The organism is Robiginitalea insularis (assembly GCF_052497835.1).
Map to the genome: position 1 here is coordinate 510,993 of NZ_CP199296.1, position 20,346 is coordinate 531,338.

At 46.6% G+C, this 20,346-nt stretch carries 22 protein-coding genes; 6 read left to right on the forward strand and 16 right to left on the reverse strand.

Annotated features, from left to right (window positions below; translation table 11 throughout):
- Positions 1–72: 72 nt before the first annotated feature.
- Both nadE and ACT6NV_RS02310 read left to right on the forward strand, forming a co-directional pair.
- A complete protein-coding gene (gene nadE / locus ACT6NV_RS02305; protein WP_445385660.1) occupies positions 73–861 on the forward strand; it encodes an NAD(+) synthase in 789 nt (262 codons plus the stop codon).
- Positions 862–1,025: 164 nt separating this feature from the next.
- The gene (locus tag ACT6NV_RS02310) at positions 1,026–1,655 is read left to right on the forward strand and encodes a response regulator (protein WP_445385661.1); all 630 of its coding nucleotides are present in this window, start codon (positions 1,026–1,028) and stop codon (positions 1,653–1,655) included.
- 53 nt (positions 1,656–1,708) lie between these two features.
- Here the strand turns inward: ACT6NV_RS02310 and dnaG are convergent, their stop codons facing one another.
- Positions 1,709–3,685 (reverse strand): DNA primase, encoded by a 1,977-nt coding sequence (gene dnaG, locus ACT6NV_RS02315; protein WP_445385662.1) that lies wholly within the window; start codon positions 3,683–3,685, stop codon positions 1,709–1,711.
- A gap of 121 nt (positions 3,686–3,806) precedes the next feature.
- Here dnaG and ACT6NV_RS02320 point away from each other — a divergent pair, with 121 nt between their 5' ends.
- Positions 3,807–4,055, forward strand: coding sequence for a zinc-ribbon domain-containing protein (locus ACT6NV_RS02320; protein WP_445385663.1), 249 nt, complete (start codon positions 3,807–3,809; stop codon positions 4,053–4,055).
- 43 nt (positions 4,056–4,098) lie between these two features.
- Here ACT6NV_RS02320 and ACT6NV_RS02325 read toward each other — a convergent pair whose 3' ends face one another.
- The 4 genes from ACT6NV_RS02325 to ACT6NV_RS02340 all read right to left on the reverse strand — a co-directional run bounded on the left by ACT6NV_RS02325 (position 4,099) and on the right by ACT6NV_RS02340 (position 7,803).
- The gene (locus tag ACT6NV_RS02325) at positions 4,099–5,181 is read right to left on the reverse strand and encodes a hypothetical protein (RefSeq protein WP_445385664.1); all 1,083 of its coding nucleotides are present in this window, start codon (positions 5,179–5,181) and stop codon (positions 4,099–4,101) included.
- A gap of 87 nt (positions 5,182–5,268) precedes the next feature.
- Positions 5,269–6,030, reverse strand: coding sequence for a hypothetical protein (locus ACT6NV_RS02330; RefSeq protein WP_445385665.1), 762 nt, complete (start codon positions 6,028–6,030; stop codon positions 5,269–5,271).
- Positions 6,017–6,583, reverse strand: a complete 567-nt coding sequence (locus ACT6NV_RS02335; protein ID WP_445385666.1) for an RNA polymerase sigma factor — start codon at positions 6,581–6,583, stop codon at positions 6,017–6,019. Before ACT6NV_RS02335 ends, ACT6NV_RS02330 begins: the two co-directional genes overlap by 14 nt.
- 242 nt (positions 6,584–6,825) lie before the next feature.
- A complete protein-coding gene (locus ACT6NV_RS02340) occupies positions 6,826–7,803 on the reverse strand; it encodes a polyprenyl synthetase family protein (RefSeq protein ID WP_445385667.1) in 978 nt (325 codons plus the stop codon).
- Positions 7,804–7,983: 180 nt separating this feature from the next.
- Between ACT6NV_RS02340 and ACT6NV_RS02345 the strand changes: the two genes are divergently transcribed.
- Together ACT6NV_RS02345 and ACT6NV_RS02350 are read left to right on the forward strand one after the other, a co-directional pair.
- Entirely contained in the window at positions 7,984–8,925 is a 942-nt protein-coding gene (locus tag ACT6NV_RS02345; RefSeq protein ID WP_445385668.1) for an alpha/beta hydrolase fold domain-containing protein, read from the forward strand.
- A 120-nt stretch (positions 8,926–9,045) separates the two neighbouring features.
- Positions 9,046–9,321 (forward strand): DUF202 domain-containing protein, encoded by a 276-nt coding sequence (locus tag ACT6NV_RS02350; RefSeq protein ID WP_445385669.1) that lies wholly within the window; start codon positions 9,046–9,048, stop codon positions 9,319–9,321.
- A gap of 38 nt (positions 9,322–9,359) precedes the next feature.
- On the opposite strand, the gene rlmN is transcribed toward ACT6NV_RS02350, so the two are convergent.
- The 6 genes from rlmN to rsgA all read right to left on the reverse strand — a co-directional run bounded on the left by rlmN (position 9,360) and on the right by rsgA (position 14,750).
- Positions 9,360–10,409 (reverse strand): 23S rRNA (adenine(2503)-C(2))-methyltransferase RlmN, encoded by a 1,050-nt coding sequence (rlmN, locus tag ACT6NV_RS02355; RefSeq protein ID WP_445385670.1) that lies wholly within the window; start codon positions 10,407–10,409, stop codon positions 9,360–9,362.
- Positions 10,410–10,453: 44 nt separating this feature from the next.
- A complete protein-coding gene (queA, locus tag ACT6NV_RS02360) occupies positions 10,454–11,503 on the reverse strand; it encodes a tRNA preQ1(34) S-adenosylmethionine ribosyltransferase-isomerase QueA (protein ID WP_445385671.1) in 1,050 nt (349 codons plus the stop codon).
- Positions 11,504–11,651: 148 nt separating this feature from the next.
- Positions 11,652–12,881, reverse strand: a complete 1,230-nt coding sequence (locus ACT6NV_RS02365; RefSeq protein ID WP_445385672.1) for a 3-phosphoshikimate 1-carboxyvinyltransferase — start codon at positions 12,879–12,881, stop codon at positions 11,652–11,654.
- Between the two features lie 36 nt (positions 12,882–12,917).
- Entirely contained in the window at positions 12,918–13,244 is a 327-nt protein-coding gene (locus ACT6NV_RS02370) for a nucleotide pyrophosphohydrolase (RefSeq protein WP_445382877.1), read from the reverse strand.
- Positions 13,245–13,350: 106 nt separating this feature from the next.
- Complete coding sequence (gene dtd, locus ACT6NV_RS02375; protein ID WP_445385673.1) at positions 13,351–13,803, reverse strand: D-aminoacyl-tRNA deacylase; 453 nt, start codon at positions 13,801–13,803, stop codon at positions 13,351–13,353.
- Positions 13,800–14,750 (reverse strand): ribosome small subunit-dependent GTPase A, encoded by a 951-nt coding sequence (gene rsgA / locus ACT6NV_RS02380; RefSeq protein WP_445385674.1) that lies wholly within the window; start codon positions 14,748–14,750, stop codon positions 13,800–13,802. The genes dtd and rsgA overlap by 4 nt, the downstream gene beginning before the upstream one ends.
- 98 nt (positions 14,751–14,848) lie before the next feature.
- Between rsgA and ACT6NV_RS02385 the strand changes: the two genes are divergently transcribed.
- On the forward strand, positions 14,849–15,289 hold the full coding sequence (locus ACT6NV_RS02385) for a hypothetical protein (protein WP_445385675.1): 441 nt from the start codon (positions 14,849–14,851) through the stop codon (positions 15,287–15,289).
- A gap of 70 nt (positions 15,290–15,359) precedes the next feature.
- Here the strand turns inward: ACT6NV_RS02385 and ACT6NV_RS02390 are convergent, their stop codons facing one another.
- From ACT6NV_RS02390 to ACT6NV_RS02410, 5 genes are all read right to left on the reverse strand, one after another.
- A complete protein-coding gene (locus ACT6NV_RS02390) occupies positions 15,360–16,034 on the reverse strand; it encodes a head GIN domain-containing protein (RefSeq protein ID WP_445385676.1) in 675 nt (224 codons plus the stop codon).
- A 92-nt stretch (positions 16,035–16,126) separates the two neighbouring features.
- Positions 16,127–17,209 (reverse strand): chorismate mutase, encoded by a 1,083-nt coding sequence (locus ACT6NV_RS02395; RefSeq protein ID WP_445385677.1) that lies wholly within the window; start codon positions 17,207–17,209, stop codon positions 16,127–16,129.
- A 3-nt stretch (positions 17,210–17,212) separates the two neighbouring features.
- Positions 17,213–18,079, reverse strand: a complete 867-nt coding sequence (locus ACT6NV_RS02400; RefSeq protein ID WP_445385678.1) for a prephenate dehydrogenase — start codon at positions 18,077–18,079, stop codon at positions 17,213–17,215.
- Positions 18,076–19,263 (reverse strand): pyridoxal phosphate-dependent aminotransferase, encoded by a 1,188-nt coding sequence (locus ACT6NV_RS02405; RefSeq protein ID WP_445385679.1) that lies wholly within the window; start codon positions 19,261–19,263, stop codon positions 18,076–18,078. Before ACT6NV_RS02405 ends, ACT6NV_RS02400 begins: the two co-directional genes overlap by 4 nt.
- Positions 19,260–20,090 carry a prephenate dehydratase gene (locus ACT6NV_RS02410; protein WP_445385680.1) on the reverse strand — a complete coding sequence of 277 codons (831 nt, stop codon included), beginning with the start codon at positions 20,088–20,090 and terminating at the stop codon, positions 19,260–19,262. The genes ACT6NV_RS02405 and ACT6NV_RS02410 overlap by 4 nt, the downstream gene beginning before the upstream one ends.
- Positions 20,091–20,346 lie beyond the last annotated feature (256 nt).

Here is a 20,346-nt window from a genome sequence, read left to right on the forward strand (position 1 = left end):
TTCCTTATTACGGTTCAAGGTGCTATTTTTACGGGACAAAGTTAATGGTTTTCGAATTGATTCAGTATTGACATGCACACAGAAAAGGTAATTAATCATATAGTAAATTGGCTTAAGGATTACGCAACCGATGCAGAAATGAAAGGTTTTGTAGTCGGGGTTTCAGGGGGTATCGATTCTGCCCTGACCAGTACACTGTGCGCTATGACAGGGATGGAGGTACTCTGCCTGGAAATGCCCATACACCAATCCAAGAATCAGGTAACCCGTGCCGCCAATCATATTTTCTGGTTAAAACAGCAGTATCCCAATGTGCGTTCAGAGTGGATTGACCTTACTCCCGTATTTGACGAGCTGATTGAGGCTTTCCCGGATGTTGAGGATGAGGAAGACCGACTGATGTCCCTTGCCAATACGAGAGCCCGTGTACGCATGACATCCCTTTATTATTTTGCTGCTCTCAAAAGACTGCTGGTAGCAGGTACCGGCAATAAGGTTGAAGATTTCGGGGTAGGCTTTTACACTAAGTACGGGGACGGTGGTGTAGACCTCAGCCCAATCGCCGACCTTTTAAAGACTGAAGTTTATGCCCTGGCTGAACATCTGGGTATCAATGAAGAAATTCTCAAAGCACCCCCAACAGATGGGTTGTGGGGAGATGACCGGACGGATGAAGATCAGATAGGGGCATCCTACCCGGAACTGGAATGGGCCATGGATATGCATTCAAAAGGAAGAACCATTGATGATTTCAGTGGCAGGGAACAGGAGGTGTTTCGTATTTACAAACGCTACAATACCGTTAATCGACATAAAATGCTTCCCATCCCGGTGTGTGAAATTCCTTCGGATCTGAAATAAACCTCTTAGCTAACAATCAGGGTATTACCTCGAATAAATGTGTGGAAAATGCGCTTTCTACTGCAAAAATTGACAATTTTGTAACTTAACATTTCAAATTTAACCTTACATTGCATGTCAGTCTTTAGAGACAAGCGTGCTTTCAAGGCGAAAACCAACTAACAATGACAAAAGTTATTATTGCAGACAACCACCCCATTGTCAGGCTTGGAATTAATCAATTGTTAAATGAACATTCTGATTTCCAAATCATTTCAGATGTTGCAACTACCAATGAATTATTCCAGCAACTCAGCGCCCAGCAACCGGACGTTGTTATCCTTGAAATGGATATTCCTGAAATAAATGGGATAGCCACCTTAAGGAAAATGAAACAGGAGTATCCGGATGTAAAAGTATTGATATACAGCGGGCAATCTGAGGACGTTTACGCCCTGAGCACTATACGTGCGGGAGCCAGCGGCTATCTTTCCAAGAGTGCCAATCCGTCATACATTATTGATGCCATTGAAAAAATCAGTCAGGGAGGCATGTTTATTACCAACGAACTGGCACAACGCCTGGCCTTTGATGAAGGCAGCCAGAAACCCAGAAGGTTTTTCAGGAAATTATCTACAAGAGAGGTGGAAGTGCTTAAAATGCTTGCCAGTGGCAAACGAAACAAAGAAGTGGCCGAAGGCCTGCACCTGAATGAGAAAACCGTGAGTACTTATAAGGCCCGGTTGATGAAAAAACTCAATGTGGATAATATGGTGGATCTTTTGCAGCAGGCAAAAGCCCTTGAATTGTATTAAAACATTAACACTTTAAAGTAGTATAAACCACGCCAAAGCGTGGTTTTTTTCTTTTAAGAGAGGACCCGGTTCAGTTTCTTGTTGAGCAGTTTGTTCAGATGCAGGTAGCTCATAATTTCGTCCAGCAATTCAGGATTGCTCTCTGAAAGCTGTTCTCCGGTTTTTTCCTGAAGGGCAGCTATTCGCTTCTTGATCAGGAAACAGCGAAGTGACAGTATTGTTTCACTGACCAGCTGTGCTATGGAATGTTCTTTCCCTTTTGGGTAAATATCTTTTCGTTCCCAATGGTGCAGCTGGTATCTTTCCTCTTCCATCAGAATAGATGAAATTTCCTGTACCAGTTCCTGGTCCGGTTCGTTGAGCAGTTCCCGGATTTCAAAATCGGCTTCGGCATTTAAGCGCTCGATAAGCCGGTAATAAATATGCCTGAAGTGGCTGTTGGCCAGTTCTATTTCGTCATCCTGTAAATCCAGATAGACCTTCTCAAAAACCTTTACCTGAACCCGTTCGGGTTCCAATACCAGTTCGCCTGCCTCATTCTCCTTTAACACCAGGTCTTCAAACTCCTCAGACTGCTTTCCGTATAACAACAGCATTTCTATGATCTTCCGCTCCAGTTCGTATTGCACATCCACACGAGTCTCAGGTGGTTCCTTGTGCATTTGAACGCTTCCCTGCGGCAGTGTTTTTTTTGTGGCATCCCGCTGCTGCTTCCGATCCATCTGCGCCAGGGTATTATACAATACCGCCTCGGATATCCCCATCAGAGAGGCACATTGTTGTATGTAAATCTCCCTTTTAATGCGATCCGGGATTTTTGAAATGCTCCCGACTATATCCCTTACCGTTTCTGCTTTCTTAATTGGATCGTTGGCAGCTTCCTGCTGTAGCAGCGCTGTTTTGAATTGTATAAAATCCTGGGAGTGCTCTTTCAAATACGCCTCTATTGCGTCCCTGGAATTCTTTCGGGCAAAACTATCGGGGTCCTCCCCAGGCGGAAAGGTACATACCTTAACATTCATCCCTTCTTCCAGAATAAGGTCTATACCCCTGAGGGAAGCCCTCAATCCGGCAGCATCCCCATCAAAAAGGACTACGATATTTGAACTGAGCCTGCGGATCAGGCGGATCTGATCGGGGGTCAGGGCTGTCCCGCTGGATGCAACTACGTTTTCAATGCCTGCCTGATACATTTGTATGACATCCGTATAGCCTTCGACCAGATAACAAACATCTTCCCGGGCAATAGCTTTTTTAGCGTGGTAGATTCCATAAAGAACCTTGCTCTTGTGGTAGATATCACTTTCGGGGGAATTCAGGTACTTTGCCTGTTTCTTGTCGTTGCTGAGCGTCCTTCCCCCAAAGCCCAGCACCCGCCCGCTCATTGAATGAATCGGAAAAAGTACCCGGCCTTTAAAACGGTCGAACCTGCGCTCTTTTTCCCCCGGGCTTGCCGCGGGCTTTACGATTGTCAGCCCGGTGGCCTCAAGGTACTTTAACTGGTATCCTTTTTCCAGGGCAGCTTCTGTAAAGACGTCCCATTGATCCGGATTATACCCCAGCTTAAAGGTTTTGATGGTGTCTTCGCTAAACCCGCGTTCTTTAAAGTAGGACAGTCCTATCGCCTTTCCTTTTTCCGTGTTCCATAAACAATCCTCATAAAATTCACTGGCATACTCAGTAACAAGGAACATGCTCTCCCGTTCACTGGCCTTTTCCTTTTCTTCATCAGATTGCTGGGTCTCTTCAATTTCAATCTGATATTTCCGTGCCAGGTAACGGATAGCATCCGGATAGGAAAGGTGCTCGTGTTCCATTAAAAAGGCCACAACATTCCCGCCCTTCCCACTACTGAAATCCTTCCAGATCTGTTTTACGGGCGATACCATAAAACTGGGGGTGCGCTCATCCGTAAACGGACTCAGCCCCTTAAAATTAGAACCTGATTTTTTCAGGTTGACAAAATCCCCGATGACCTCCTCGACCCGGGCGGCTTCGTAAACTTTGTCTATTGTACTCCTGGCTATCAATTTAGTTGATTTGGTGTTGGGTAAAAATAAGAAAAGGATCTGCCCCGGAAAAGGGATATATGGATTAGGTCTTTATGAATGCATCTTTTTACCTTTGATATTGCAAACCACCGTTTCCGCAATGATTTTATTCTTCGGCACCCGAACCGGAAAGGAAAAACAGATGGCCCTGCAGGGCCTGAGTTGTCCTTTTTGTCATTGCAAAGGCACTCTCAAAGCATCTGTAATACCCCATTATGTCCATCTTTTCTGGCTGCCGGTGTACCGTCTGCAGCCCTTTAAACAAGTGAGCTGCAGCCATTGCAAAAAAGTGTATGCAGGCCAGGAACTCAATCCGGAAATGAACCAGGCCCTGGCAGAAATGGAATAGAAAAAGGCGCCGAAGCGCCTTTGTCGTATTTGCCATTTAGCTATTAAAGGTCTAATCGCAGGCCCAGCGATACATTGCGCTGTTCTACCAGGGCATCTTTAAAAATCGGATTCAGGTCATATTTGGCATATAAAAGGACTCCGTCCACCCCAATGTAAGCACTGAGGCCATAGATGAGATCACTGGCATTATATCCCCGCTTTAGCTTATCCTTTACGCTTTCCCCGTTTCTGTTGTACTTTAATTTCTGGCGGGTACCCAGGTTGAATCCGCCGTACCCCCCAAATCCGATACGAAACTGATTCCTGAGTGAATAACGGAATTTATCTGAATAGTCCCGCCTTTTGGAAGGCCCGAATTCCAGATGAACCGGAAAGACCAGATTATCCATGCGGAATTTGGATTTCTTCAGTTCAAATTCAAAATCCTGCAATTCGGTTTGTCCATTTTCGGTGACAAAATATTGGTTGCCTTCCGGCTTCAGACCGTTAAACTGAAAGGAGAAACCATAATTTAAACGCATAAAATTGGTGTTCTTAAAAACACGGGTCCTCCAGACCCAACCCAATTCAAAAAACCGGCTACCCCCTATTTTATAGGGTGAATCACTAAGGGAAGACCCTTCTATTATAGCATTGTTCAGGCCCACGGCAACCACCAGGTCAGAATAGGTGCGGCGGTCGTATTTTACAGGACGTTCCTCCCAGTTCTCGTCAAAACGAATTCCGAAAACCCGCATGTCATCTTCTTCCTGCCCCCACCCTACACGGATTCGGGTCTTGTAAGAAAGTGTATCCGACAGGGTGAGGGTATCCTCCCCATTGCGTTCCAGTAGCTCAATTTTATTATCTATTATCCGCTGGCGGTTTTCAATATTGAGCGCCCTCTTTTGAGCAGCAGCAGTTTTCAAATCCTTGGCCTCTTCAGCGGATATTTCCCCCTTTTGGAACCGCTCATCTATTTCAGCTACTTCCAATTTCAAAGCCTCCTTTTCCTGCTTTTCCACCAGCTCTCGTTGCGACTTTAATTTGGCAATTTCAGATGTGTAATTTTGCTCCTGTGCATTGACCTTGGTAATGCAGAGCACTAAAGTGAAGATGATGATTACTTTTGTAATGGTGTTCATTTGATTTGATTTTAATGATTGATGAATAAACCGCTCCCTCCTCCTTGTTCGGGAGTCCTTTAAAATTTCAATGGTTTTATGGGTTCCTTATTCGTTGCGATCCGCAACAGCAGTCCGCACTTTATTGAAGCCTTTCCTCAGTTTGTTGAATAGCTGCTCCCTGAAAGTCTGGTCCATTTCAGATTCCGCTTCACTGAGCAAGGCCATGGCATCCACAGAATCAGGCGCCATTTGGCTTTGCATGCTGATCAGGGCCTGTGCCTCGCGAAGTAGTGAGTCTATCTCAGTATCACTAACCTCCCCAGATGCAGCCTCCATGCCTTCCACCTGCAACAAAACGGCATCTAGCTGAAGGGCCACCAAGCCGTCCAGGCTATTCAAACCAACCGAATCCACGACTACTTTTGAACTGGGATCAGAAAGACTAGCCTCTTTAAAGGCCAGTGAACGGGAATGCTCCTGTAGCGGAATCGGCTCCGGTAAGGATTGCCTTAGGGGTGTTTCAGGTTCCTCATTTGGAGGTGCCGCTGCCCAGTCTTCTGAATACTGCCCGTTCAATGGTACTTCTGCAGCATTTTTCGGTTGCTCGCCTTTTATCTTTTCCACGGGGCTTTCCACTACGGCAGGTTCCTGGGAATTTTCGGAGAACAAGCCCCAATAAACCGGAAGTCCTATTAAAACAATTAGCGAGGCAGCTACCAACAGGATTCTGTAGGAGTTGTTTTGTCGCTTGCCCAGCCGCTCGGCGTCAAGCCTTGATTCCAGCCGTTCCCATGCAGCCTCGCTTGGCTGAATCTTACGGGAGCTCAGGGCTTTTTGTAGTTTCTTTTCAAATTCAACGGGTGCCATATCTGCTTAATTCATTTGCTTGTATCTGTTCCTGTAAAATCCTTCGCGCTTTAAACAGCTGCGATTTAGAAGTACCTTCAGTTATCTCCAGCATTTGAGCGATTTCCGCATGTTTGTAGCCTTCTATTGCATAAAGGACAAAAACCAGGCGGTAACCCTCCGGTAATTGATCTATCAGTTCTTCCAGATGCTCCAACTCAAAGGAGTCACCCGACTGATAGGAACTGCTCTGAAATGCATATTGTTCCTGATCGAAGACAACAAATTGTCGCTTTCTTAGAAAATCTATGGCCTCACGGATCATAATCCTCCGAATCCAACCCTCAAAACTGCCTTGCCAGCGAAAACTGTGGAGGTTCTGGAACACCTTTACAAACCCTTCAATCATTACGTCTTCGGCGAAATGAAGGTCTTTTATGTAGCGCCTGCAGGTTGCCAGCATCAGTGGCGCATACTGGTCATAAAGGGCCTTTTGCGCCTCCCTATTCCCGGATTTCGCCTTGCGTACCAATGCTTTTTCAGACTGAAACAATGAAATAATCTTCATTTTCATACAGGGTTCTATTATGCCAGACGGAATAAATCCTCAAAAGGTTGCCTGGGCCGGAAAATTTTTTTTCCGTATGCTCTAAAACTTCAAATTTTATGCCAGTAAAATGCAGGGGGGTCGATTATCTTGAAGCCGGGGTGGGGAGGGGTATTCCCCATTTAAGATACCTTTTCCACTGTCCAAAAGAGTTGTATTAGATAATAACGGCAAAACACAAATACCTGCGAAGCTTAAGCAAGAATTGTTTATTGCTTACGGTCCACAACGTAGTTTACCATCAACTCAAGGGCTTCCCGATAGTCCGAACGGGGATAAGACGCGAGTATCTCCAGGGCCTCATTTTTAAATTCCATCATTTTAGACTCGGCATATTCCAGGCCACCACTGTCTTTGACATAAGCGATTACCTCCTTAACACGCCCGCGGTTTTTATTGTAGTTCTTCACGGAATTAATGAGCCATTTGCGATCCCCGGGTTCTGCCTGGTTCAGGGCATAAATAAGGGGCAAAGTCATTTTTTGTTCTTTGATGTCAATTCCGGTGGGCTTCCCGATGCGATTTTCTCCATAATCAAACAGGTCATCTTTTATCTGAAAGGCCATCCCGCAGCGCTCCCCGAATTTTCTAAAAGTTTCAACATGTTCCGAGTCTGGCCGCACAGAGCAGGCTCCTAAACTGCAGCAGGCCGCAATAAGAGTGGCTGTCTTTTGTCTGATTATTTCATAATAGACATCTTCGGTTATATCCAGGCGCCTTGCCTTTTCAATCTGCAGTAACTCCCCTTCGCTTATTTCCCTCATGGCAACGGAAATAATCCGTAACAGGTCAAAGTCTCCATTGTCCACCGAGAGTAACATGCCGCGGGCCAGTAGGAAGTCTCCCACCAAAACAGCAATCTTGTTTTTCCAGAGGGCATTGATGGAAAAAAAACCTCTGCGCTTGTAGCTGTCATCTACCACATCATCATGTACCAGGCTTGCAGTGTGGATCAGTTCGATTACCGATGCCCCTCTGTAGGTTCGCTCGTTAACCTTCCCATCATTGAGTAGTTTGGCAGTCAGGAATACAAACATGGGGCGCATCTGTTTTCCCTTCCGATTTACTATGTAGTAAGTTATCCGATTGAGTAGCGGCACCTTAGAAGCCATGGATTCATGGAACTTCTTTTCAAAAAGTTCCATTTCCCGCTCGATAGGTTCCTTGATCAGGGAGGCTGTTTTCAAAAGTTAAGCGTTTATGGCCGTTGGTGTTCAGTAAATGTAAAAGTAACGAAAATGGGACTCTTTCACATCCTAATTACGCTGATTCTGACTGAATCCAAAAGTGACGATAATGACTTTTCAAACGGAATACGTACCTTATTGGTCATTCGCATAAAAACTAATCATTCCAACCTATTCGTAATGAAACACAGACTTATTTTGCTTTTATTGCCAATGGCCTTGCTTTTTTTAAACTGCAAACCAGCAGATAAAGGGCCTCAGGACACCGAAAAAGATGTAGCATCAGTTTATTGGGCCCACCGTTTTTCTTCCGCCCTGAATATACAATACGGTGAGCATCCCGAGCAACGCCTGGATATTTATAGCCAGGGTTCACGCGTTGGAGAGCCTGATTGGTGGATTCCCGATTCTGAGGTACATCCCACATTGGTATTTATCCACGGAGGCGGTTGGGTCGGAGGCCGTAAGGAAGGTAGTGTTCTGGACTTTATACCCTACCTCCAAAAGGGCTGGAATGTCGTTAACGTGGAATACCGCAAAGGAGAAAATACAGCCCCGGAGGCAGTGCAGGACGTACTCTGCGCCTTAAAATGGATTGGGGAACATCCTGACAGGTTTAATATTGATCTGGAAAACATTGTACTTAGCGGAGATTCCGCTGGCGGGCATCTGGCCCTGATTGTCGGACTACTTAACAGTAAACAGGATAATTTCCCGTGTTATGCCGGTGGGCTAATGACTGTAAAAGCCATTGTGAACTGGTATGGAATCACGGATATAAAAGAGGTGGAAAACTATCTGAAAACCTATAAGCCCGAATGGAACTACGCATCCAGCTGGTTACGGGATAGCTTGCAGACCGATAGCATCTCAAGGAAGTATTCTCCTGTAAACCATATTTCAAAAGCCTCACCTCCCATTATAAGTATTCATGGAAAACTGGATTCTGTGGTACCCTATTCTCAGGCTGTTGCCCTTCATGAACTACTGAATCAGCAGGGTGTTAAAAATATGCTGGTAACGGATCCCGAAGGTAAACATGTGGGGTTCAGTGAAACCCAGTACCAAAAGAATTACAATGAAATCTTTGATTTCCTTCAGGAGGTTGGCCTTCCTGATTAATCGTAGTGTAAATTAACCATATGGCTACCCATTCGGAATGAAATGAAGAAAGGAACAGGAAAAAACAACTGAAGTTCCCATAGGCCTCCTGCCTGATCCGGCCCAATCAAATATTAAAAGATGGAAAAATTAAAATTAAACCGTACGGATTTACTGGCTGTTGAACGAACCCGCCTGGCAAACGAGCGCACCTTCCTGGCTTATTTCAGAACTTTTATCGTATTTCTTAGTTCTGGCTTTGCCATCCTGAAAATAGAAGTGTTACAGGAAATTGTGGCTGTGGGTTATTTCCTTACCGCCCTTTCACCAGTTATGCTAACCATAGGAATTGCCCGTTTTCTCTATGTTAAACGGCAGTTGCGCAAGCATTACTACCTCCCCGCAGAAGAGCTGTAACAGACTACTTTGCTTTTGCGCTATTCGCTAAAAGTAATTCAGGCGGTTTCCTTATTTGCAAGTTGTCCGCAGGCAGCATCTATATCCTTACCCCGGGACCTTCTTACCGTTACCGTAATCCCGGCAGCTTCCAGGTGGCGTATGTAGTTCTCCACGGCCGAATCTGAAGCCTGCTGGAATTCCCCGCCCTCAATTGGGTTGTATTCAATTAGATTGACTTTACAGGGGGCTGCCTTACAAAAATCCAGGAGGGCCTCTATGTCCTCGGGCCCATCATTGATCCCCTTCCAGACAACATATTCATAAGTAACCCTGCTTTTTGTTTTTTCATACCAGTAGGAAACCGCCTGACGGAGATCTTTAAGAGGAAAAGTGCTGTTAAAAGGCATAATGGAGGTGCGGGTTTCCTCTATTGCTGAATGCAAAGAAACGGCCAGCCTGAACCTGGGCTGTTCATTCGCCATTTTACGAATTATCTTGGGAACTCCCGATGTGGATACTGTTATGCGTTTGGGAGACATCCCCAGGCCATCCGGGGAGGTTATTTTATCGATGGCCTTCATCACGTTCGGGTAGTTCATCAAAGGCTCTCCCATCCCCATAAAAACTATATTACTCAGGGGTCTGTTAAAATAGAGCCGGCTCTGCCGGTCTATCACCATAACCTGGTCGTATATTTCATCTGCATTGAGGTTTCTCATCCGCTTCAAGCGGGCGGTTGCACAGAAACGGCAGTCAAGGCTGCAGCCCACCTGGCTGGAAACACAGGCAGTAGTTCTGTTTTCAGCAGGGATCAGAACAGACTCTACCACCAGGCCATCATGCAGTTTCACCGCATTTTTAACCGTGCCGTCCTTGCTTCGCTGCATCTTATCTACAGCAATATGGTTGATAGTAAAATGGGTATCGAGGTGCTGGCGGAGCTCCAGTGACAGGTTGGTCATATCGGAAAAAGAATGAGCCCCTTTCTGCCACAACCATTCGTAAACCTGATTTCCCCTGAAGGCCTTTTCCCCTACAGACACAAAAAAAGCACGCAGGTCTTCCCGGCTCATGGCCCTGATATCCCGCTTCTCACTTCCTTTCATATCCTTGGGTTCTTTTATGGGCTGCCCGGGCCCGGTTCGGGCGCTTAAAGGATCAGCATGGCATCCCCGTAGGAATAAAAGCGATACCCTTCCAGTATGGCCTCTTTATAAGCCCGCTTCATCAGGTCGTGCCCCATAAAGGCAGATACCATCATCAGCAGGGTAGATTTCGGCAGGTGGAAATTAGTCACCATAGCCGTTGCTATACTGAATTCGTAAGGGGGGAAAATAAATTTATTGGTCCAGCCTTCGTGCGTATTGAGCATATGCTCAGACGAGACTGCACTTTCCAACCCTCTCATAACGGTAGTTCCCACAGCTATTACATGTCTTTTTTCCCGTTTTGCCTTGTTTACGATCTCTGTTGCCTTCTCGTCAATGATCAGTTCCTCGCTATCCATCTTGTGTTTGGAAAGGTCTTCTACCTCTACCGGATTGAAGGTCCCCAGCCCCACATGCAGGGTGAGTTCCGCAAATTCCAGGCCCTTTATTTCAAGACGTTTCAGCAGGTGTTTGGAAAAATGCAGGCCAGCCGTCGGAGCGGCAACAGCCCCTTCGTGCTTGGCGTAGATGGTCTGGTAGCGCGATTCGTCTTCCGGCTCCACATCCCTTTTGATATATTTAGGCAGCGGGGTTTGCCCCAGCTCCCGTAGTTTCCTCCTGAAATCCGTATAGGAACCATCGTAGAGGAAACGCAGGGTACGCCCCCTTGAAGTGGTATTGTCGATTACCTCAGCCACCAGGGATTCATCCTCCCCAAAATATAATTTATTCCCGATACGGATCTTCCGCGCAGGGTCTACCAACACATCCCAAAGGCGCTGCTCTTCATTGAGTTCGCGGAGCAGGAATACTTCAATACGAGCCCCGGTCTTTTCCTTGTTCCCAAAAAGCCTGGCCGGAAATACCTTGGTATTATTGAGTACCATTACATCCCCCTCATCAAAATAATCGATCAGGTCCTTAAATAACTTGTGCTCAATTTTCCCTGTTTCACGGTGGATTACCATTAATTTGGATTCATCCCTGTTTTCTGCAGGATATTCAGCCAGTAATTCTTTAGGAAGTTCAAAATTAAAGTGGGATAGTTTCATGCGCGTATAGCTATTTTCTGGATTAGCAGCTGCAAATATACTACCCTGAAGGAGGGGAAGTCAAGTAAATGATGTAATTAGTTCCCTAAAAGCTTGTATGCCCGACTGCTGACCGCTTCCTGAAAAAGGCTTGTATACCCGTTTTCCCTTAGCATTGGCGAAGGTGCAGGCCAAGGCCCTCCATATCTTCCCAAAACCCCGGGTAGGACTTGGAAACGACCCCGGCATCCGCTATAATCAAACGGGTTTTCAGTGCCAGGGGAGCAAAAGCCATTGCCATACGGTGGTCGTTAAAGGTTTCTATTTGCTGACCTTCAAGAATGTTTGTAGCCGGTTCCAGGTGGAGCGAATGCGTTGTAACAGAAATTTCTGCGCCCAGTTTGGTCAATTCCGATTTCAAGGCCTCCAACCGATCCGTCTCTTTTATTTTCAAAGTGTGTAAGCCATCAAGGTCGCATCCTACCCCCAGGCCAAAACAACAAACAGCTATGGTTTGTGCGAGGTCCGGGCATTTTACCATGTTTAACTGAAAACGATCCTTATCTGCGGCCTGCGTATGCTTCAGGAAAATACCTCCTTCAGTAAATTCTGTAGCTACGCCCAGGTTTCTAAAGATTTCAGGCAGCACACTATCCCCCTGAAGGGAATCTTCCCGGAAAGCTGAAAGCCGGACACTGCTTCCCACTGCACTGAGCGCCATAAGGGAGTAGTAATAAGAAGCAGAGCTCCAGTCAGACTCCACCGTCAGCGCTATAGGGGAGAGCTGTTGTTTTGGCAACACTTCAACCGTGTTTCCGGTAAAACTATTCTGGATTCCCAGCCGGCTTAATAAGCCCAGTGTCATTTGAATATAAGGCACGGAGGTAATGGTGCCCTTTAAATGCAGCCTGAGTCCTTCAGGAAGGGAAGGGGCAATCAGTAATAAGGCAGATATATACTGGCTGCTGACATCGGCCGGCAAAGTGACTCTGGATTCTTTCAGTGCCACCCCTTTAATCCGAAGGGGCGGGCAACCCTCAGTCTCCAGATAGGAAATGTCTGCACCCATGGAGCGCAGTGCCTCCACTAAAACGTGAATGGGTCGTTCTTTCATACGAGCCGAGCCTGTAAGCACAACTTCTGTTCCTTCCCTGCTGGCAAAATATGCTGTCAGAAAGCGCATGGCGGTACCGGCATGATGAATATCCACCACACCCCCACTACTGGCCAATCCCTGCTGCATCGCCCGGGCATCGTCCGAATTGGAGATATTCTCAATTGTAATCTCCGGATAGAGCGCCTGCAGCAACAAAAGGCGGTTTGTTTCACTTTTGGAACCCGTAATTTGCACGGACTGCTGTATCCTCAGGTCGGTAGGGGCGGAAAGTTCTAAGTTCAAAATACCAGCAGATTACAGATAAAAGCCCAGGGGCAATTATTTTAGTTTTTGATTGTTCTGGTGCCGGCTGTGATCGCGCCGGGCCTTTAAATCCAGTTTTTTTCGAAAAGCCTCTTCCAGGTCAATCCCGGTCTGATTGGCCAGGCACAATACCACAAATACGACATCGGCCAATTCTTCCCCGAGATCCTTTTCCCGATCCGATTCCTTTTCGCTTTGCTCCCCGTACCGCCTCGCAATAATCCGGGCTACCTCCCCCACTTCTTCCGTTAGCTGTGCCATGTTGGTCAGCTCGTTGAAGTAACGGACCCCGTGTGCTTTAATCCATTTATCTACCTCCTCCTGGGCGTTGTGCAGATCCATCCGAAGTCGTTTTTGCCAAAACTACTTGTTCCGATCCTTTTTGCATAATATTTTTAAACAATTCTAAACAGCTAATACGGATTGCTGTTAGCTAATCACCTTTTACCTACTCCTTCCTTTTAGTGTCTATCCAGATGGTAACCGGGCCATCATTGAGCAGGGACACCTTCATATCTGCCCCAAAAATACCTGTTCCCACTTTCTTTTCCAGGCGGGTTTCCATCTGCTTCACAAAAGCCTCATACAGGGGAACGGCCTGCTCGGGCCTGGCTGCGCGAATATAGGACGGGCGATTGCCTTTTTTAGTTTGTGCATGCAGCGTAAACTGGCTCACTACAATAAGGCCGCCCTGAACATCCAGCAGGGAGCGATTCATTACGCCCTTGTCATCATTAAATATCCTCAGATTAGCAATCTTCGGGGCCAGCCAGGCTACATCGGAAGGGGAATCCTCCGTTTCCACCCCCAAAAACACAAGCAGCCCGGTCCCGATATGGGCCACTACTTTTCCTTCCACCGTAACGGAAGCTTCCGAAACCCTTTGAACGAGTGCCCTCATGATTCCTGATATGGGTCCATGCGGTAAGTGTCTTCCTCCCCGGTTACCATCTGCAGGTAAGAGCGATAACGGCTCCAGGAAATACGGTCTTCTTCCAAAGCCTTCTTAATGGCGCAGTTGGGCTCATCCAGGTGCAGGCAATTGTTGAATTTACACTCTGATTTAAGGGCGAAGAATTCCGGGAAATAATCTCCGATCTCTTCTTTTTCCATATCCACCAGGCCAAATCCCTTGATCCCCGGGGTATCTATGATACGGGCGCCAAAAGACAGGTCATACATCTGTGCAAAAGTGGTAGTATGCTGCCCCTGCCCGTGCTGCTCTGAAATTTCAGCCGTTTTTAAATCAAGTTCCGGGGCAATACGGTTGATAAGGGTAGACTTGCCTACCCCGGAATGACCGGCAAACATACAGGTTTTACCCTTCATTAATTCCCTTACTTTTTCCACGTTTTTGCCCTTCTTGGCTGAAATGCCCAGGCAGGTATAACCGATTTCCCGGTAAAGGGCAGCCAGGTATTTGGTTTCATCCAGCATATCAGGACCGTAAAGGTCTGTTTTATTGAAGAGTAGCACACAGGGCACTTCATAGGCCTCGGTTGTGGCCAGAAACCGGTCTATAAAGGTGGTGTAGGTTTTGGGGTTTTCCATGGTGATCATCAGAAAAACCAGGTCAATGTTTGCTGCAATTATATGGGTCTGCTTGGAGAGGTTCACCGATTTCCGAACCACGTAATTCCTGCGTTCCAGGATTTCATGTATCAAACCCACCGTTTCGTCCCCAAGAGTTTCCAGATCAAAAAGCACCTGGTCTCCCACGGCAATGGGATTGGTGCTTTTAATACCCTGAATGCGGAATTTGCCTTTGATACGGCATTCGTGAAAATGACCTGCTTCATCCTTTACCGTATACCAGCTTCCTGTGGATTTATAAACCGTTCCTTTCATAAAACATCTACTGCCTTGCAAAATAACAATTAAACAGTCACGTTGTATTGAAAGCAAAACATTAGTTTAACACGCAAATAAACCTATAACAGTATCTTATGAAAAACGTTCTATTAATTGCCATTTGCCTGCTGGCTTTCCAGCTGGACCTCAGTGCCCAGCAGTACCGAGTTGTAACCAGTGTTGAATCCATCGTGCCTAACGGACTGGGAAGGTCCCGAATCATCAACGCCCTGGAAGAAAAAGATTATCGTGAATTTACCAGTGTGCAGACCGAAGACGACAATACCCGGAACAAGTCCGACAGAAGTGAGATTCGCGTCAAGAACTTTGAAGAAACCAAACTGCTGAACTTCTACAACATCGGGGGAATCCGCTTTCAGAATATTGCTGCAAATGATGCTCTGATTACCTCTATGATCAATGACATGACCGCCAATGGCTGGGAACTGACATTTGTGAGCAGTGCTGTAGAAAGCGAAGGAGGTAAAGGAGACGGACAGGGGATTTTCATCACCCGCTATATTTTTAAGAAATAATACGGTTCCTTAACGGATATAAAAAACCCCTGAAATTTCAGGGGTTTTTTTATTTTAGAATTATATGGGGTTAATCCTGAATATAAATGCGTCCCCCCATCATTTTCTTCTTGTTTACCCGCTGCGGGTTGCCGTATACATAGACATCCCCACCGGCGCGGATCTGTATATCCACCTGGTCTGAGGCAAACAATTCTGCTTCTCCCCCGGCGGATATTTTTACACTGCTATAACCTGTTTTCAAGTCTCTTCCCTCGAAAATACCACCGGTATTCAGAACAACTACCTGGTTACTGGCCAGGCCGGATGCCCTGACTATACCCCCGGTCACTGCCCGGATATCCGCATCGGTTACCTCCAGGCCCACCTCTATCTGAGCCCCTTCCTGGGCCTTGAGTTCAATGCGGTCCTGGGAAATTAATTCATTTCCCACGATCCTGGCTCCTTCATTGGCGTCAATGGTACGGATATCAGTGTAATACACCTCTATAAAAGTGTCCTCCCCCTGAAATTTCTTCTCAAGAGCCATCCGAAGTTTCAGGACCCCGTCTCTGTTTACAAAGATGATATCATCTACGTGATCTCCCTTGATCAGGATCCGGTTCTGGTCTGATTTGATAAGATTGACTTCGATCAGGTCGAATACTTTCAGCTCGTGAAACGCTCCTACTTCACGGTCTACCATGTGCTGCGCCCAGGCCTGGGCAGAGCAAATTGCCAGGATTGCAATCAAAAATGTTCTCATAGTGTCTTGTTTAATGGAATATCTAAAAGACAAGACCCGGGCCGAATAGTTACAGTAGCCACCTATCTTTTTAACAAATTTGCAATATCAGATCAGGCATTGATGATTTTTTCCTGATGGTTGATGGATTCCTGGTGGATAGCCTTGAACATTTTCAACACAAATTCCTCACTCAAACCATGGGCCTCCCCTTCCAGGATCATTTTACCCAGGATGGCATTCCAGCGATTGGTCTGCAATACTGCCACATTTTTTTGTTTTTTCAGGGTTCCGATCGAATCTGCAACCTTCATCCGTTTGCCCAGGGTATCGATCAATTGGTTATCAATAATGTCGATTTGTGCCCTCAGATTACTCAGTTTAGAGGTGTATTCGGCCTCCTCATCGGTCTCCTTCCGAATCTTCAGGTCTTCCATAATTTTTATCAGGCGGGTTGGAGTAACCTGCTGGGCCGCATCAGACCAGGCGTTGTCCGGATCCCAGTGGGTTTCTATCATCAATCCATCAAAATTCAAATCCAGGGCCGTCTGGGATACGTCGAAGATCAGGTCCCTGCGACCACTGATATGGGAAGGATCATTGATCAGTGGAAGGTCCGGAAAACGGGTTTGCAACTCGATAGCCAATTGCCACTCCGGAATATTCCTGTATTTCGTCTTTTCATAGGTGGAAAACCCGCGGTGTATTACGCCAAGTTTTTCAATATTGGCAGAATACAGGCGCTCCACAGCCCCCAGCCATAAGGATAGGTCCGGGTTGACAGGGTTTTTTACCAGGACGATCTTATCCGTTCCTTCCAGGGCATCGGCAATTTCCTGAACGATAAAAGGGCTTACCGTAGAGCGGGCTCCGATCCACAGCAAATCGATATCGTGCTCCAGGGCCAGATCTACGTGGGCTCTGTTTGCCACCTCGGTCGCGGTTTTCAACCCGGTCTCAGATTTCACTTTTTGCAGCCATTTCAGCCCGATGGCCCCTACTCCCTCAAAATTTCCGGGTCGTGTTCTGGGTTTCCAGATGCCTGCCCGGTAATAATTTACATCGGTATCTTTCAGCTCATGTGCTATTTTCAATACCTGCTCTTCCGTTTCGGCACTACAGGGCCCGGCAATTACCAGCGGGTGTGGCAGTGCCATATCATCCAGCCATTTACGCATCTGTCTTGAATTTTCCATAGTCTATTCTGATATTTTATTGGGTTGTATTCCTTTTAAGATTTCTTTTATTCTGTTGGTATGATCCATCTCGGCATATAGTTCCGAATAGGCATCATTCTGTAATTTATCCCTGAAGTCCTTCAGGTTATTGATGTATTCATCCAGGGTTTCCAGCACATTCTCTTTGTTCTGTTCGAAAATGGGTGTCCACATATCCGGAGAGCTTTTGGCGAGCCGTACCGTACTTTCAAAGCCACTGCCGGCCATGTCAAAAATATCCCGTTCATTCTTTTCCTTTTCAATTACCGTTTTACCCAGCATAAAGGAGCTGATGTGGGACAGATGAGATACATAGGCGATGTGTTTATCATGGGCTACAGGGTTCATATAGCGTATACGCATCCCCAGGGTCCTGAACACCTCCAAAGCGCGCTCCTGAATTTTAAATGCCGTTTGTTCTACCTCGCATATGATATTGGTCTTTCCCTGATACAGCCCATTTACAGCTGCCGCAGGCCCTGTGAACTCGGTCCCGGCAATTGGGTGACAGGCCAGGAAATTGCGGCGCTTCGGATGGGCCTCAACGCTTTTGCAGATCAGGGATTTAGTGGATCCGGCATCCAGCACCAGGGCCTCATCGGCCACCTGTTCCAGAATGGCTGGGAGCTCAGTGATCAGTGCATTAACGGGAATACTAACCATAATTATATCGGCCTTTTTCAGGTCGGAATCACCCGCCTGAGCCGAGATCAGCCCCAGTTCCAGGGCCTGTTTTATATGATCCGGATTTTTGTCCATCCCCAGCACTTCCGCTTCGGGATAGTGTGCTTTAATATCCCTTGCAAAAGATCCTCCGATCAGGCCAATTCCCACTACAATTACTTTCATTCTGATCTCATTATTTGATTCCCGCCGGGCACATATTCCCGAACGCGTTCAATGGCTTCCCGTATCTTCTCTTCAGGGACGCAGAGCGAAAAGCGGATATAGCCCGCCCCCTGAGAGCCAAAAATGGTACCCGGTGCCACAAAAAGGTGTTTTTTATACAGCAGCTGGTCAATAAAAGTTTCTGAATCCGCACTCCCTTCCGGCAATTTGGCCCAAACGAACATTCCCACGGCTTCCCGGTCGAATGAACAGCCCAAAAGCCCGGCCAGTTCAAAAACGGCCTGCCGCCTCTTGCGATAGGTTGCATCCAGGGTATCAAACCACTGCTGTCCGCTTTTCAGGGCGGCAATAGCACCCTTTTGAATACCGTAGAACATTCCGGAATCCATATTGCTTTTGACCTTCAGAACCGCATTCAGCAAAGGGGCTGCCCCCAATAACATCCCCACGCGCCATCCGGCCATATTAAAGGTTTTGCTCAGGGAATTCAATTCCAGGGCATTACCTGCGGCTCCCCGGGCACTAAGGATGCTGAGGGGTTCCTTACTGAGCACAAAACTATAGGGGTTATCATTTACCACCAGAATTTGGTGGGCCCTTGCGAAAGCCAGTAATTCCTCGAACTGCTCAAGAGAGGCCATTGCTCCGGTTGGCATATGCGGATAGCTCACCCACATCAGCTTTACGCGGCTCAAATCAGAATTGCCAAGGGCTTCCAGGTCAGGGAACCAGTTTGCTTTGCCTTCTAGCTCATAAAACCTGGGGATAGCCCCAACAAGGCGGGTAACTGAGGCATAGGTAGGATAGCCCGGATTGGGAATCAATACCTCATCGCCCTCATTTAGAAAAGCCATGCTGATATGCATAATGCCCTCCTTGGACCCCATCAGTGGGAGCACCTCAGATTCCGGTTTCAGCTCCACACCGAATTTCTTCAGATAAAAGTCTGCAATTGTAGCGCGAAGTTCTGGCAAGCCCTGGTAACTCTGGTACTGGTGCGCGCCCGAATCCCTAACTGCCTCGGTAAGCATTTCCAGCACCGCATCCGAAGGAGCAAGGTCCGGACTGCCAATCCCCAGATTGATTACCGGATGGCCCTGTGCAACCAAACCCCGAACTTCCCTCAGTTTCCTGGAAAAATAATATTCCTGTACCTGCCCTAACCGATCTGCTTCCGGTATCATAATCTTGCGTTTTTATATTCCCCCAACACCCTGAAATCTTCGGTCATTATCTCAAGTAAAGACTTGGCCTTTTCAAAATGCACGTACTGCTCAAAGGTAACATCCACAAAAAAGGAATACTTCCAGGGAGTTTCAATAACGGGTAGTGACTGAATCTTCGTAAGGTTTAAATTGCAATCGCTCATAACGTTGAGCACCGTGGCCAGACTACCCCTTTTATGGTCTGTCAGAAACCGGATGGATGCCTTGTTGAAAGCTTCCCTGGGAATTGCCTTGTTTTTGGTTTTTACAATGATAAAACGGGTGGCGTTGTTCTTTATGGTTTGTATTTCGCTTGCCAGGATATCCAGGCCGTAGAGTTCGGCAGCCATAGCCGGGGCAATTGCTGCAAGCCCTTTTATCTTCCCATTCTGGATCCTCCTGGCGGTTTCGGCTGTGTCTACATCCTCCACCATTTTGATATGTGGCTGGGTTTTAAGGTATTCCCTGCATTGTAAAAGGGCCATTGGATGACTGTGGACTTCCGTAATATCAGCTATTTGCTGCCCGGGCCATGCCATTAAATGATGGTGTATATTCAGATAATGTTCCCCGATTATGTGCAGGCCGCTTTCACAAACCAGGGCATAGTTCGGAATAATAGAGCCGGCAATGGAATTTTCTATGGCCATCACCCCCTTATCTGCTACCCCTTCTGTGAGCTGGTCCACAAGGGCATGAAAGGACATACATTCGAGCAAATCAATCTCCTCCCCGAAATATTCCCTTGCCACCGCATGGTGATTGCTTCCTTTAATTCCCTGAATGGCGATTTTTAATGATTTCATATACAACTGATATCCCGGAGTTAAGACCAGGATAAACACTGGTTAAAAAAAAAGTCCCGTTTAGAACGGGACCTGTTTTGTACATTGACGTATGCCTAAAATGGTCCCTTTTCCCTTTTAAAAAAGAAGTAGAAATAAAAACCATTCCAGAAATAGGCCTGCATAACTTTAATTATATCGGCTAATGTAGCCATTCATTTTTGAATGCCTGAAAGATCAGTATATTTTTTTGTTTTATCCAACAATTTGCCGGAGT